Source organism: Cryobacterium sp. M25 (assembly GCF_002929635.1).
Lineage (GTDB): Bacteria > Actinomycetota > Actinomycetes > Actinomycetales > Microbacteriaceae > Cryobacterium > Cryobacterium sandaracinum.
On record NZ_PJJU01000018.1, the window covers coordinates 1 to 14,042 of the forward strand.

Here is a 14,042-nt window from a genome sequence, read left to right on the forward strand (position 1 = left end):
GGGCGGCGCAGCGCGGCGCGGGGCGGCGCAGGGCGGCGCGGGGCGGCGCAGGGCGGCGCAGGGCGCGGCGGTATCCGTCGCGACCCATACTAGAGAAGCCGGCACACGTTCTACCGTGTGCCGGCTTCCACAGCGTGCGCCGCGAGTGGCGCAGCCAGGATCTGCCGACCCGGACCTCACCCTAGATCTCGGAGTCGTCCACCGGCCCCGGCCGCGCGGTCGTCGGCTCGGTGCCGCCGTTCGTGGTGCCGGCACCGGCGGCGTTGGCCTCGCGCTCCAACCGGGCTGCGCGGCGGCTCGGTTGCGGCTTTTGCACGGACAGTTCCCCGCCCACGCGACCGCCGTGGGGGCGGCCGTGGTCGGCGTACTCCTCACGGAAGTAGGCCATGCGCCACGGACCCATTTCGATCCGGGCGCCGGTGCGCAGGACCTGCCCATCGTTCTCGTCCTGCCGGTAATTCCGCTTGGCTCCGCCGGAAACGTCGCCGAGCGGATACAGAACGTACTCGTCGTTGTCGTCGTGGCGGATTTCGGCATGGAACGGTTGCAGACCGGCCAGCTGCAGGTCGGCATCCGGGGCCGAACCGATGGTGGTGACCGTCGGCAGCAGATCGAACTCGCGCGGCATCTGACCGTTCCAGTTCTTCGAGCCGATCACAAAAACCAGCCGGGGCCGGCCTGCCCCCGGTGTGTAGTGCGTCGTGGTCACCCGGCGACGGATGCGCCGGTCGAAGGTCGGCACCAACGGCAACAGGGTGGCCGGCGGCAACGGCAGGGACAGGCCCGCCTCCGGTGCAGCACTGCGCCGCCGCAGGAGCGGAACCAGCGCGGCCCGGCTGCCGAGCGTAATGTGCGACGAACCGGTCAGCAGCCGCTGGATGACGGGTGCCTTGACGGCTCCCAGCCGGATGATCAGGCCGTCGGGGCCTGACACGGAGACGGTCAGACCGCGCTCGGCCAGGTCGCCGGCCAGGCCGCGGAGCTCCTTCAGCTTCATCGTGCTGGTGCGCACGAACATCTCGGGCCTGCTGGAGAAGATCTCGACGTCGAGGCCGTTGGCCGTGATGGTTCCGCCCATCTGCTCGGCGCCGGTCGCCTCCGTGGTGTCGCCCGGTGTGCCCGGCTCCGCGAGGGAGAACTCCAGGTCGATGTCCAGGCGGGTGGTGGGGCTCATGACTACTTGGTGAGCGGTTCGGTGCCGGAACCCTCGCTCGTGGTGACCCGCAGTGTGCCGTTCAGCTTCCAGGTGGCACGGGGGGCGTCGGGGCCGATGTCGCGCGGCACCTCCACCGTCATGTCGATGAAGCTGTAGTTGATGGCGGCGCTCTTGCCGGTCAGGTAGGACCACATCTCCTTGCCGAGGTCGGTCCAGTCCTTGATGTTGTGGGCGTCGGGGCCGGTGGCGTTGGCAGTGGGTACGGGGTTCTGGCTGTCAGTCACGGTGTGTTCCTTCTCGCTTGGTTGCAGGGAAACGGCACTCGGTCGTCGCACATCGGGCCCGCAATCGGCCAGAATCGGATCAACAGTGAACCGCCGCGCGGACAGCCATCAAAAACCTCGTCTGCCGCGTGTAGGCCAACCCTAGTTGAGCACGGCTGCAGGGGGAAGGGCGCGGCACCCCCTGTTCTGGTCGGTGGTGTCGGCTAGCCTCGAAACCACCGTGACCAGCGCTTCCGGTGTGGTTGTGCGTGCGCAAAGAGGAGATCGACGTGTTCCTGCCAGACCCTGCCACCGTTGTCTACTCGGCGAGCGACCTCAGCGCCGCGGCCGCGTGCGAGTGGGCACTGTTGCGCCGACTCGACGCGAAACTGGGACGCATCGACGCCGCCCCGGCAGCCGCTGACGCCATGCTCCAGCGCACCGCCGAGCTGGGCGACGCCCACGAACTGCGGATGCTCGAACAGCTGCGCGCGGCCCGCACCGTCGTCGAGATCGAACGTGGCGACCTCGCCGACATCGGTTCCGCCGTTGAAATGAGCGAGGCGGCCCTGCGCGCAGGGGCCGAGGTGGTGTTCCAGGCTGCATTCTTCGACGGGCGATTCCTGGGCTACGCGGACTTCATCATCCGCACCGGGAGCGGCGACCAGAGCGACCCCGCCGACCCCGCCGACCATTCCGACCCCGCCGACCCCGCCGACCCCGCCGACCATGCCGCGACCTACGAGGTCTACGACACGAAGCTGGCACGCTCNGCTCGGCGAAGATCACGGCGCTGCTGCAGTTGGCGGCGTATAGCGACCAGTTGCAGCGGATGGGCATCCCGACGGGGCTGAACGTGCACCTTCTGCTCGGCGACGGCCGCACGAGCTCGCACCGGTTGCAGGACATCTTGCCGGTCTACCGCGCCCGGCGCGCCCGCCTCGAGCGGCTGGTCGACGAACGCCTCGCCGACCCTGCACCCACCCCGTGGGGTGACCCTCGCTACGCCGCCTGCGGCCGCTGTGACCTGTGCGAGGAGCAGGTGCAGCAGCACCGGGACGTGCTCCTGGTCGCGAACCTGCGGCTCAGCCAGCGCGCCCGGCTGCGCTCCGCGGGCGTCCGCTCCATCGACGACCTCGCCGCGCGGCGCGAGCCCGTCCCCGGTTTGTCAGACGTTACGCTGGCGACCCTGCAGGGGCAGGCCCGGCTGCAGATCGCCCCCCGAGCCCCCGGCCGGCCACTGAACTGGGAGATCATCAACCCGGCCGCCCTCGCGGCGCTGCCCGCACCCGACGCGGGGGACATCTTCTTCGACTTCGAGGGTGACCCGCTCTACCAGGAGGCCGGCAACGGACAGTGGGGGCTGGACTATCTGTTCGGTCTGGCCCTGCCGGACGATACCTTCCGCACCTTCTGGGCGCACGACCACGCCGAGGAACGTCAGGCCCTGATCGACTTCCTGGAGTATGTGCGGGAGCGCCGTTCGCGGCATCCGGGGCTCCACATCTACCACTACGCCCCCTACGAGCGCACCCACCTGCTCGGCCTTGCCGCCCGGCACGGGGTCGGCGAAGAAGCGGTCGACGACCTATTGCGCCGGAATGTGCTCGTTGACCTCTACCCGATCGTGCGGCAGGGCTTGCGCATCGGCAGCCGCAGCTACTCGCTCAAGAAGCTCGAACCGCTCTACATGGGGCTCGAGGAACGCGAGGGCGTGGCCAACGCCGCCGACTCGATCACCGAATACGTGCGCTCGCGCACCCTGTTGGCCGCCGGACAGACGGATGCCGCAGAGCAGATTCTCACGGACATCGCCCGCTACAACGCGTACGACTGCCGCTCCACCCTGCGCCTGCGCGACTGGCTGCTGGCCCGCGCCGCCGAGCAGCCGGGCGCCACCGCAGCGTCGCCGGCGACCCTGGCGGGCGTGCCCCTGCCGGTGCGGGAACCGGACCCGGTCTACCTGGAACTCTCCGCGCTGCTTGCCGACGTTCCGCCGGCCGAGCGCACCGCCGACCAGACCGCGCTCGCCCTCGCCTCGGCGGCGATCGACTACCACCGGCGGGAGCAGAAATCGTTCTGGTGGGACCACTACAGTCGCCTGGGCGCGCCCGTGGACGACTGGGCGGACACCAGGGACGTGCTCATCGTCGAAACAGCAGCCCTTCACCTGGGCTGGCACCGGGAAGGCCGCCAGTCGCTCGACCGCCGGGTACTGCGCCTGACCGGGGCACTCGCGCCGGGCAGTTCGCTCACGGTCGGGCAGCAGCCGTTCCTGCTCTACGACCTGCCCTACCCGCCGATCAGCCGCAGCGACGCTCCCGGAGCGCGCACCGCGCACAACAGGGCGACCATCATCGACGTGATCGACGAGTCGGTCTATTTGGTCGAGGAGGTGCTCGAACGCGATGCACCCGCCCACCGGGAAATGCCGATCGCCCTCACCCCCGGCACCCCGCCGCCAGCCGGTAGCCAGGTGACCGCGATCTCGGAGTGGGGCCGCGCCGTGCTCTCCCGGTGGCCGGAACCGCTGCCGGACGCGGCCTTCGACCTGCTGCGCCGACGCCCGCCCCGGTTGCTCGGGGCAAGCGGGCCGGCGCAGCCCCTGGTGCAGCCACCGGCGCGCCCCGGCGATGGTGCCGGTGTCGGGGACGGCGACGGCGAGGGCGATGGTGCCGGCGACGGCGACGGTGAGGGGGATGTGCGCACCGCCATCCGGGACACCCTGCTCGTGCTCGACCGGTCCTACCTCGCGGTGCAGGGCCCGCCCGGAACCGGCAAGACCTTCGTCGGCTCGAGGGTGATCGCCGACCTCGTCGTGCGGCACGGCTGGCGCGTCGGCGTCGTCGCGCAGTCCCACGCTGCGGTCGAGAACATGCTCCGGGCCGTACTCGCCGCCGGAATCGAGGCGGGGCTGGAGCCCGGCCAGGTCGGGAAGAAAGCGAAAAAGGGCGACGAGAAAAAGCCGGTGCCGTGGACCCTCCTGGATACCAAGACCTTCGCCCGGTTCACCGGGCAGTCCGGCGGCTGGGTGCTCGGCGGCACCGCCTGGGACTTCAGCAACGCCGACCGGGTGCCGCGGGGCTCCCTCGACCTGCTCGTGATCGACGAGGCCGGCCAGTTCTCCCTCGCCAGCACCATCGCAGCGGCCGTCGCGGCCGAACGCCTGCTGCTGCTCGGCGACCCGCAACAGCTGCCGCAGGTCAGCCAGGGCACGCACCCCGAACCGGTCGACGGCTCGGCTCTGGGCTGGCTCAGCGACGGACACCAGGTGCTCCCGCCGGAATTCGGCTACTTTCTGAAGACCAGCTGGCGCATGCATCCGAGGATCTGCGCTCCGGTGTCGGCGCTGTCCTACGAGGGGCGGCTGCGCTCGCACCCCTCCGATCGCCGACTCGAGGCTGTGGAGCCGGGCCTGCACCCGGTGCCCGTGCCGCACCGGTTCAATTCCACCTCGTCGGTGGAGGAGGCCGAAGCCGTGGTCTCACTGGTGACCGGTCTGCTCGGCCGACCCTGGACATCCGGTGGCCGGAGCGCACCGCTGGCGCAGGGCGACGTGATCGTCGTGGCGCCCTACAACGCGCAGGTCGAGCTGCTGCGCCGCCACCTCGTGCAGGCCGGCCTGGGTGACGTGCCGGTGGGCACCGTCGACAAGTTCCAGGGCCGGGAGGCGGCGGTCGCCGTGGTCTCGCTTGCCGCCTCCGCGGCAGAGGACGTACCGCGCGGCCTCGAGTTCCTGCTCCTGGCAAACCGGCTCAACGTGGCCATCTCCCGTGCCCAGTGGGCGGCCTGGCTGGTCTACTCGCCGGCCCTGACCGAGACCCTGCCCTCGAGTGTGGAGAGTCTGGCCCAGCTGAGCGCGTTCATCACCCTGGTCACGCCCGACCGGGCCTGACCTCCGGCGTCGGAGCCTGACCCACGAAAAGGCACCCTCACTCCGGCATGATTCGCGCGGACTGAGGGTGCCTTCGGTCGGGGGTGCTACTCGGCGTCGAGGTCCGTTTCGAGGAGCTTGACGAGGGATTCGAGAGCCTCATCGGCTCCGTCGCCCTCGGCGCGCAGCACGACGATGTCGCCGTTGGCGGCACCCAGGCTCATCAGCGACAGGATGCTCGAGGCATCCATCGCGTCCTCGGCCGGGTCGGCCTCGAGGGCGATGGTGACCTCGAGGGTCAGGTCGCCGACGGCCGCCGCGAAGAGGGATGCGGGGCGCGCGTGCAGGCCGACACGGCTCGCGATGGTGGCTTTACGTTCGGACATGGTTCCTCCTAATTGGTGCCCGGCGAAGGGGTGGCTCGCCGGCGATGATGCGATGCGACGTAAATCCGAAGCGGCTAGAGACCCAGCTCTTCAAGTATGGGCAATCCGGCGCGCACGCGGGTACGCGCTTCGTCCGAATTACGGGCCGAAACGGCGATCTGGGCAAGTTCCTGCGCCCGTTCGAGCGTCACGGACTTCAGCACGGCGCCCACGGCGGACATCGACCGGGCCGTCATGGACAGGGTGTTGACACCCAGCCCGACGAGTACGACGGCGAGAACCGGGTCGGCGGCGGCTTCGCCGCAGACGCCGACGGGCTTGTTGTGGCCCTCGTATATCGCCCCGGCGACGGTGAGCTGGATCAGCTGGAGCACGGCGGGCTGCCACGGCGAGTTCAGCGCGGCGAGGGTGCCGAGCTGACGGTCGGCGGCCATCGTGTACTGGGTGAGGTCGTTCGTGCCGAGGCTGACGAATTCGGCTTCGGTCAGGATGCTCGCGGAGCGGAGCGCCGCGGAGGGAACCTCCACCATGACGCCGGGGGTCTTCAGCCCGGCGACGCGGCACATGGCGGCGAAGTCGGCGGCCTCGTCGACCGTGGCGATCATCGGTGCCATCACCCAGACCACGGCGGAGGAGGCCTGCGCGGCGGTGGCGATTGCCGTGAGCTGGCGCTTGAGCACGCCGGGGCTGGTCAGGTCGGTGCGGTAACCGCGCACGCCGAGCGACGGGTTGGGCTCCGTGCTGTCGGTGAGGAACGGCAGAGGCTTGTCGGCGCCGGCGTCGAGCGTGCGCACGACGACCTTCTTGCCGGGGAACGCGTCGAACACGCCGCGGTAGGCCACGACCTGCTCGTCGATGGTGGGCTCGATGTCGCGCTCGAGGAAGCAGAACTCGGTGCGGAGCAGTCCGACGCCCTCTGCGCCGGCGGCCGCGGCCTTGACCGCGTCAGCGGCCCCGCCCACGTTGGCCAGCAGCGGAACGAGGTGGCCGTCGGCGGTGGTGCCGGTGCCGTCGAACACGGACAGGCTGGCCGCGACGTGCTCCCACGCCGTGACGGCGGTGCGCTCGTCGTCGCCGGGGTCAACCTGGAGGGTTCCGGCGGCGCCGTCCACGTAGACCTCGGTGCCATCGGTGAGGGCGTCGACGCCGACGGCGGCGACGACGGCCGGCAGGCCGAGGGCGCGGGCGATGATCGCGGTGTGCGACTGCGGTCCGCCGCCGCTGGTGACCAGGGCGAGGATCTTGTTCGGGTCGAGGGTGGCGGTGTCGGCCGGGGCGAGGTCCTCGGCTACGAGCACGAAGGGCTCGTCAGACTGGGGGATGCCGGGGGCGGTGACGCCGCGCAGCTCGGCGACGATCCGGGCCCGCACGTCGAGGACATCCGTGGCCCGCTCGGCCATGTAGCCACCGAGGTTGTGCAGCATCTCGGCGACGGATGCGCCGGACTCCCAGATCGCGCGTTCGGCGGATGTTCCGGTAACGATTAATTTCACTGCAGCTTTTATCAGCATCGGGTCGGTGGCCATCAGCGCGGTGGCTTCGAGAACCGACTTGCTGGCGCCCGTGGCGGCTTCGGCGCGCCGCTGAAGCTCGGTTTGCACCACCTTGGAGGCTGTCCGCAGCTCTTCCGTTGCGACTTCGGGTGTAGTCGCCGCATCCAGGCGTTCACCTGCCGGGGGTTCGCTGATCGGTTTGGGCATCTGGCGAACGGATCCGATGATCCGGCCGGGGCTTACGCCTACACCAGTGAAATTCTGCACGGGACAACCTCTATTCTTGCGCAGCAGAAATACTGCGCTATTGATGCTACGCGTCGGCCGCCCCGAATTTCTCGGAGCGGCCGACGTGCGGTCAAGCGTTGACCAGGGCGGGCGCTGCTGCGTCCGCGGTGACCAACGGTGTCTTTCGAGCGTATCGCTTCAGCGCGATCACCAGGATGGCGGTGACGACGGTTCCGATCGCGATCGCCAGAGCGAAGAGCGCGAAGCTGTCGATGGCGAAGAAGACGAACATTCCGCCGTGCGGGGCCTTCGAGGTGACGCCCCAGGCCATCGAGAGAGCACCGGTCACGCCGGCGCCCACCATGGAGGCCGGGATCACGCGGAGCACGTCTGCGGCAGCGAACGGGATGGCGCCTTCGGAGATGAACGACGCACCCAGCAGCCAGGCGGCCTTGCCGTTTTCGCGCTCGGCGACAGTGAACAGTCGGCGGTCGAGCACCGTGGCCAGGGCCATGGCGAGCGGCGGAACCATGCCGGCGGCCATGACCGCGGCCATGATCTGCCACGGAGCCTGGTTGGCCATGGTTGCGGTGCCGAGACCGGCGACGGCGAAGGCGTAGGCAACCTTGTTGACCGGTCCGCCGAGGTCGAACCCCATCATGAGGCCCAGGATCAGGCCGAGCAGGATGGCGGAGGCGCCGGTCATGCCGGACAGCCACTCGTTCAGGGCGGTGGTCAGCAGCGCGATGGGGCCACCGAGCACCAGGAACATCAGGCCCGAGGCGACGATCGACGCGACCAGCGGGATGATGACGACGGGCATCAGGCTGCGAAGCCAGCGCGGCACGTCGAGCTTGGCGAAGCTGGCGGCTGCGACACCGGCCAGCAGACCACCGGCGATGCCGCCGAGGAAACCGGCACCCATGAACCCGGCGACGGCACCGGCGACGAAACCGGGGGCGATTCCGGGACGGTCGGCGATCGCGTAGGCGATGTAGCCGGCCAGGGCCGGAACCAGGAAGCCCATCGACAGCGCGCCGATCTTGAAGAAGACCGCTCCCAGATAGGTCAGCATGCCGCCTTCCGGCAGGTTGAACAGGTTGTTCTCCAGGGTGACCGTGTCGGCGACCTCGGTGATCTCGTAGCCTCCGAGGAGGAATCCGAGGGCGATCAGCAGACCTCCACCGGCGACGAACGGAATCATGTAGCTGACACCGGTGAGCAGGGCGCGCTTGACCTTCTGGCCGAAGTGCTCGCTGGTCTCCTCGGCCTCGGCCGCACCGACGGTGCCGCCGACGCGGCGGGCGTTGGGGTTCTGGGCCGCGGCCAGGGCATCGTGGATGAGCTTGGCCGGTTCGTCGATGCCGCGTTTGACGGGCACCTGGATGACGGGCTTACCGGCGAAGCGCTCGCGACCGCGAACGTCGACGTCGACGGCGAAGATGACCGCGTCGGCCGCGGCGATGACGGCCGGGTCGAGCATCGTGAGGCCGGCCGAGCCCTGGGTTTCGACCTGCAGGTCGACGCCGGCGGCCTTCGCCGCGGCAACGAGCGATTCGGCAGCCATGTAGGTGTGCGCGATGCCGGTCGGGCAGGCGGTCACAGCGACGATGCGCTTGACACCGGCGGATGCCGCGGGCGTGCTTCCGACGTTGGCGCCGGCGCCGGCGACGCCGCCGGCGGCCACGGGAGCCGGGGAGACGACGCTGGTGACCAGTTCGACGATTTCGGCCTGGGTCTTCGCGGCGCGTAGCGCGGCGGTGAAGGGGGCCTTCATCAGCGAGCGGGCGAGCTTGGCCAGGATCTTGAGGTGTTCCTGGTCCGCGCCCTCGGGAGCGGCGATCAGGAAGACGAGGTCCGCGGGACCATCGGCGGCGCCGAAGTCGACCGGCGAAGCCAGTCGGGCCAACGCCAGCGTCGGCTCGGTAACGGCTGCCGAACGGCAATGCGGGATGGCCAGGCCGCCGGGGATGCCGGTTGCCGTCTTCGCTTCGCGAGCGAGGGCATCCGCGTAGAGGCTCTCGATCTCGGTGGCGCGGCCGGCGCCGACGACGAGCTCGGCAAGATGCCGGATTACGCTCGAGGGTGCGGCTCCGAGGTTCTTATCCAGAGCGACAAGCTCCGGGGTGATCAGTGCACTCACTGGACATCCTCCTTTGGATGGGTGTTGAGAGACGTCAGGGTGACGTCGCCCGGTCTGGTTTGGTGCAGTGCCGGAACGGTTGATCCGGGCAGGGACGCGGCTGCGGCCCCGTGGGCTGCGGCCTGGCGGAGAGAGTCGGGGGCGGAGCCGCCGACGATGCTGCTGAGCAGGTAGCCGGCCAGGGAGGAATCGCCGGCTCCGACGGTGCTGCGCGCGACGATCGGCGGCGTTTTCGCGAGCCAGGCGCCGTCTTCGGTCACCAGCACGGCACCCTGGGAACCGAGGGTGGCCAACACGGCGCCAACTCCGGTGGCGACGAGACGCTCGGCGGCGCGGGCCACGAGCACCGGATTGCCCTCGAGGCTCTCCGGGTCGGGGATGCCGGTGAGCTCGGCCAGTTCTTCCGCGTTGGGCTTGATCAGGTCCGGTCCGGCCGTGACGGCGGCGGCGAGGGGCGCGCCGGACGAGTCGACGGCCACCCGAGGGGCGCTCGCGCCGAACCGGCTGCGGAGCTCCCGGGTGATGTCGGCGTAGAAGTCGACGGGCACTCCAGGCGGCAGCGATCCGGCCAGCACGAGCCAGCTGGCACCCTCCGCCTTCTCCAGCACGAGTTCGATCAGGTCGCTCTGCTGCGCGGCGGTCAGCACCGGTCCGGGCACGTTCACCTTGGTGGTGGTGCCGTCGATCTCGGTCAGCGCGACGTTGCTCCGGAGCGAGGCGCCGATCGGCATGCCGAGGTGGGGTACCCCCGCGGCCCGGAGGGCCACCAGAACGGGGTCCAACTCGTCGCCGGGGAGGATGGCGAGGCTCAGGATGTCCGAGGCCTTGAGGGCGCGAACGATGTTCACGCCCTTGCCGCCCGGTTCTTCGCGGGATGAACCGGCGCGCTGAACTTCGCCGCGGGCCAGCGGGGCGCGGAGCTCGATGGTGCGATCCAGGCTCGGATTCGGGGTAAGCGTGATGATCACGCGATCACAACCTCAACGTCGGCCGCGGCCAGGGCTGCGGCAAGTTCATCTGATGGGAGAGCGTCCGCGATCAGCACGTCGATGTCGCCCAGGGCCGCGAAGCGGATCAGGGTTTCCTTGTCGAGCTTGGAGGAATCAGCCAGTGCGACAACACGACGGGCCGAACGGACGATGGCTGTCTTCACGGCGGATTCAACGGCATCCGGAGTGCTGAAACCAAATTCGGCGTGCACGCCGTTGGCGCCGACGAACGCGATGTCGGGCCGCAACGAATCGAGCTGGGCGATGGTGCTGGGACCGACGACGGCGCGGGTGAGGCCGCGCACGCGGCCGCCGAGGATATACAACGAGATGGCGTCATTGCCGGCGAGTTTCGTGGCGATCGGCACCGCGTTGGTGATGACCAGGAGTTCGTCACCGGGGGCTGCCGGGGTCCAGTCGAGCAGGAGGTCGGCGAGCAGCTCGGTCGTGGTGCCGGCATCCAGCAGGACGGAGCCGGTCTGGCTCGAGGGAATCATGGTGAGGGCGGCGGCCGCGATGCGCTGCTTCTCGTCCTGCCGCTGCGTCTGGCGTTCTTCGAGGCTGAGCTCGGACATGCTCTGCCGGTCGAACGCGACCGCGCCGCCGTGCACCCGGCGCAGCTGGCGGGCGCCCTCGAGGCTGTCGAGGTCGCGGCGCACCGTTTCGGGGGTGACATCGAAGCGGGAGGCGAGATCGCTGACCGTGACCCGGTTCGAACTGGTGACCAGATCGACGATCAGGGACTGACGTTCTTCGGCGAACATGGCGACCTCCTCGACGCTGAGTGGCCGAAACCACGAGATTGTAGAATACAAAAATTTTACCTGTGTTTGTTTTTGTTTGTCAAGAAAAACAAAGACAAACAAAGAACCCGTTGCCCGGTGCTGCCCGGCGCTGCCCGGCGCTGCCCGGTGCCGCCGGGTGTCGGCCGTCGGCGATAACGTGAGCAGCATGAAGATCCTGCACACTTCCGACTGGCACATCGGGCGAACCTTCCACACCCATTCGACCCTGGATGCCCTGCATCAGGTGCTGGATGCGCTGGTGGAGGTGGTGCGGCAGCGCCGGATCGATGTGGTGGCGGTGGCCGGCGACATCTTCGACTCGGCCATGCCGTCGGCCGAGAGCTACACGCTGCTCGCGGCGGTGCTGCGGGAAATCAAGCAGGCAGGGGCCACGGTGGTGATGACCAGCGGCAACCACGACTCCGCCACCCGCCTCGGCTTCCAGGCGGAGTGGGCCGCACTCGCGGGAGTCCATGTGCTGACCCGGCCGGAGCAGTTCCTCGAACCGGTCACCGTGCCGGACGATCACGGGCCCGTGCACTTCTATGGCATCCCCTACCTGGAGCCGGCGCTGGTCCGGCACCTCAGCGTTTTTCACGGGCCGGCAGACGAACCGCTCAAGACCCACGAGCAGGTGCTCACCGTCGTGATGCAGCGCATCCGCGATGACCTGGCCGTGCGCGGCGGGCGATCGGTGGTGCTCAGCCACTGCTTCGCGGCGGGAGTGCCCGCGGCCGCGGCGACCGATGCCGTGCGGGACATCACCGCGGGCGGACTCGATCTGGTGCCCGTGTCGGTCTTCACAGGACCGGACTACGTCGCCCTCGGCCACATCCACGGGCGGGCCCACCTCACCGACCGCGTGCGCTACTCGGGAGCACCACTGCACTACTCCTTCTCGGAGGCCGGCAAACCGCGGGGCTGCTGGCTGGTCGAGCTCCAGGCCGGCCCTGCCGCCGACATCGAATGGATCGAGCTTCCGGTTCCGCGGCGACTCAGCGTGCTCACCGGCGAGATCGAACAGCTCCTGACCGATGACGCCTTGGCCGAGTTCGAACCCGACTGGGTGTCGGCCATCCTGACCGACCAGGTGCGTCCCCTCGACGGCATCCGGCGCCTGCAGAAACGATTCCCGCACTGCGTCACGCTCGAGCATCGGCCCGCTGTCGTCGTCGACTCGGATGCCGTCAGCTACGGTGAGCGCATCGACCGCCAGAGTGACCGCGAGATTGTCGCCGGGTTCCTCGAGTTCGTGCGCAACGGGGTCGGCCAATCCGATTTCGAACGAGACCTGGTGGCGGAACTCCTCACCGAGGGTGACCTGAGGGAGCTGAGCCGATGAAGATCAAACGCCTGCGGATCGCCGGATTCGGCCCCTACAAGAACGAACAGGTGATCGACTTCGAGCGCTTCGATGCCGATGGAATCTTCCTGATCACCGGCAAGACCGGGGCCGGCAAGTCCAGCATCCTCGATGCCGTCTGCTTCGCCCTCTACGGCAGCGTGCCGCGCTATGAGGGAACGGAGTCCCAGCTGCGCAGTGACCACTGCGAACCGGATGACCCTACTTTCGTGGAGCTGGAATTCGCACTGCACGAGAACGACTACCGCATCTACCGCACACCCAGGTACGAGAAGAACAAGAAGCGCGGCCCGGGTACGACCATGTCACCGCCCGACGCGCGCCTCGACATCCGTGACCTGCACGACGACCGGGACACCCCTGAGGGCTGGCGCAGCGTGGCGACCCGTCCGGTCGACGTCGGGCACGAGCTCAGCCGCATCCTGCCGCTCAAGCAGGACCAGTTTCTGCAGGTGATCCTGCTGGCCCAGAACCGGTTCCAGCGGTTCCTGCTGGCCAAGACCGATGACCGGCGAGGGGTGCTGCGCACCCTCTTCGGCACCGCCCGGTTCGAGCAGCTCGAACTCGGGCTGATCAGCCGGCGCAAGTCGCTCGATGATGCGCTGGAATCCGTGCGCCAGCGCCTGGCCAGCCTGGCGGCCACCGCGTCCCGGCACTTGCAGCGCGAAGACCTGCCCGGCGACGACTCCGATGACGCGCCCGGCAGTCGCGACCGGGCCTGGTTCGACGGCGCCCTGGCGGAGCTGGACGAGCTGCTGGCCGAGGCGTCGGCGGGGGCCGAACGGGCCACGTCGGCGCTGGAGTTGGCCGCCGCCGACGTGCAGGCCCAGGAAGACCTGCGCAGCCGGCAGGACCGCCGCAACGAAGCCCACTCGGCCCTGGCCGTTCTCGAGGCCCGGCAGGGGACGGTCGCCCTTGACCGGGCGGCCGTGCTGGCCGCAAACCGTGCGTCCCGCGTGTGGCCGGCGCTCCGCACGCGTCGGGAGGCGGAGGAAGCGCTCGAACGTGCTGTGGTCGGCGAATCGTACGCGCACGGCGCCTGGCGTGAGTACCAGGACGACCCAGGTCTGGTGGAAACGACTGAGAGCCTCAAGGCCGTCATCGAGAATCTCCTGGGCCGGCTCGGATCGTTGAAGGACGTTCTCGACGTCGAACGGCTGCTGCCCGGCATCGAGGCCAAGATTGTGACGCTGCAGGGGGAGCTCGCCCTGCACGTGGCATCCGTCGAGCAGACCCAGGCGCTCCTGGACGAGCTGCCGGACCGGCTGGATGACGTCGACGAGGCCCTGGCGGCGGCCGCGCTGGCGGCGGCCCGCGAGCCCGAGGCGCGCGCCCAGGCGGAGCGGCTGCGGGCGGCCGAGG

Annotated in this window: 10 protein-coding genes; 3 read left to right on the forward strand and 7 right to left on the reverse strand. The window is 69.5% G+C overall.

The genetic code is table 11. The annotated features are described in order from the left end of the window. Positions 1 to 181: 181 nt before the first annotated feature. A complete protein-coding gene (locus CXY81_RS00375; protein ID WP_199182887.1) occupies positions 182 to 1,174 on the reverse strand; it encodes an FHA domain-containing protein in 993 nt (330 codons plus the stop codon). Between the two features lie 2 nt (positions 1,175 to 1,176). Further along, positions 1,177 to 1,440 carry a hypothetical protein gene (locus CXY81_RS00380; RefSeq protein WP_174720110.1) on the reverse strand — a complete coding sequence of 88 codons (264 nt, stop codon included), beginning with the start codon at positions 1,438 to 1,440 and terminating at the stop codon, positions 1,177 to 1,179. An 811-nt stretch (positions 1,441 to 2,251) separates the two neighbouring features. Between CXY81_RS00380 and CXY81_RS00385 the strand changes: the two genes are divergently transcribed. After that, positions 2,252 to 5,314, forward strand: a complete 3,063-nt coding sequence (locus CXY81_RS00385) for a TM0106 family RecB-like putative nuclease (protein ID WP_233193897.1) — start codon at positions 2,252 to 2,254, stop codon at positions 5,312 to 5,314. Between the two features lie 86 nt (positions 5,315 to 5,400). Here CXY81_RS00385 and CXY81_RS00390 read toward each other — a convergent pair whose 3' ends face one another. The 5 genes from CXY81_RS00390 to CXY81_RS00410 all read right to left on the reverse strand — a co-directional run bounded on the left by CXY81_RS00390 (position 5,401) and on the right by CXY81_RS00410 (position 11,296). Continuing rightward, positions 5,401 to 5,679, reverse strand: a complete 279-nt coding sequence (locus tag CXY81_RS00390) for an HPr family phosphocarrier protein (RefSeq protein WP_104193631.1) — start codon at positions 5,677 to 5,679, stop codon at positions 5,401 to 5,403. A 74-nt stretch (positions 5,680 to 5,753) separates the two neighbouring features. Next, positions 5,754 to 7,439, reverse strand: a complete 1,686-nt coding sequence (ptsP, locus tag CXY81_RS00395; protein WP_104193632.1) for a phosphoenolpyruvate--protein phosphotransferase — start codon at positions 7,437 to 7,439, stop codon at positions 5,754 to 5,756. A 91-nt stretch (positions 7,440 to 7,530) separates the two neighbouring features. Next, positions 7,531 to 9,543 carry a fructose-specific PTS transporter subunit EIIC gene (locus tag CXY81_RS00400; protein WP_104193633.1) on the reverse strand — a complete coding sequence of 671 codons (2,013 nt, stop codon included), beginning with the start codon at positions 9,541 to 9,543 and terminating at the stop codon, positions 7,531 to 7,533. Then, positions 9,540 to 10,511 (reverse strand): 1-phosphofructokinase family hexose kinase, encoded by a 972-nt coding sequence (locus CXY81_RS00405; RefSeq protein ID WP_104169276.1) that lies wholly within the window; start codon positions 10,509 to 10,511, stop codon positions 9,540 to 9,542. Before CXY81_RS00405 ends, CXY81_RS00400 begins: the two co-directional genes overlap by 4 nt. Continuing rightward, a complete protein-coding gene (locus CXY81_RS00410; RefSeq protein ID WP_104169275.1) occupies positions 10,508 to 11,296 on the reverse strand; it encodes a DeoR/GlpR family DNA-binding transcription regulator in 789 nt (262 codons plus the stop codon). Before CXY81_RS00410 ends, CXY81_RS00405 begins: the two co-directional genes overlap by 4 nt. A 187-nt stretch (positions 11,297 to 11,483) precedes the next feature. On the opposite strand from CXY81_RS00410, the gene CXY81_RS00415 reads away from it, so the two are divergent. Together CXY81_RS00415 and CXY81_RS00420 are read left to right on the forward strand one after the other, a co-directional pair. Further along, complete coding sequence (locus CXY81_RS00415; protein ID WP_104193634.1) at positions 11,484 to 12,659, forward strand: exonuclease SbcCD subunit D; 1,176 nt, start codon at positions 11,484 to 11,486, stop codon at positions 12,657 to 12,659. Then, on the forward strand, positions 12,656 to 14,042 hold a 1,387-nt coding region (locus tag CXY81_RS00420), incomplete at its 3' end, for an AAA family ATPase (RefSeq protein WP_146067569.1). The genes CXY81_RS00415 and CXY81_RS00420, both read left to right, overlap by 4 nt.

Bases quoted from the DNA above. Each gene is read 5' to 3' on its own strand.
- CXY81_RS00375 (WP_199182887.1), bottom strand. From the start codon at position 1,174: ATGAGCCCCACCACCCGCCTGGACATCGACCTGGAGTTCTCCCTCGCG.
- CXY81_RS00385 (WP_233193897.1), top strand. From the start codon at position 2,252: ATGGGCATCCCGACGGGGCTGAACGTGCACCTTCTGCTCGGCGACGGC.
- CXY81_RS00390 (WP_104193631.1), bottom strand. From the start codon at position 5,679: ATGTCCGAACGTAAAGCCACCATCGCGAGCCGTGTCGGCCTGCACGCG.
- CXY81_RS00410 (WP_104169275.1), bottom strand. From the start codon at position 11,296: ATGTTCGCCGAAGAACGTCAGTCCCTGATCGTCGATCTGGTCACCAGT.
- CXY81_RS00415 (WP_104193634.1), top strand. From the start codon at position 11,484: ATGAAGATCCTGCACACTTCCGACTGGCACATCGGGCGAACCTTCCAC.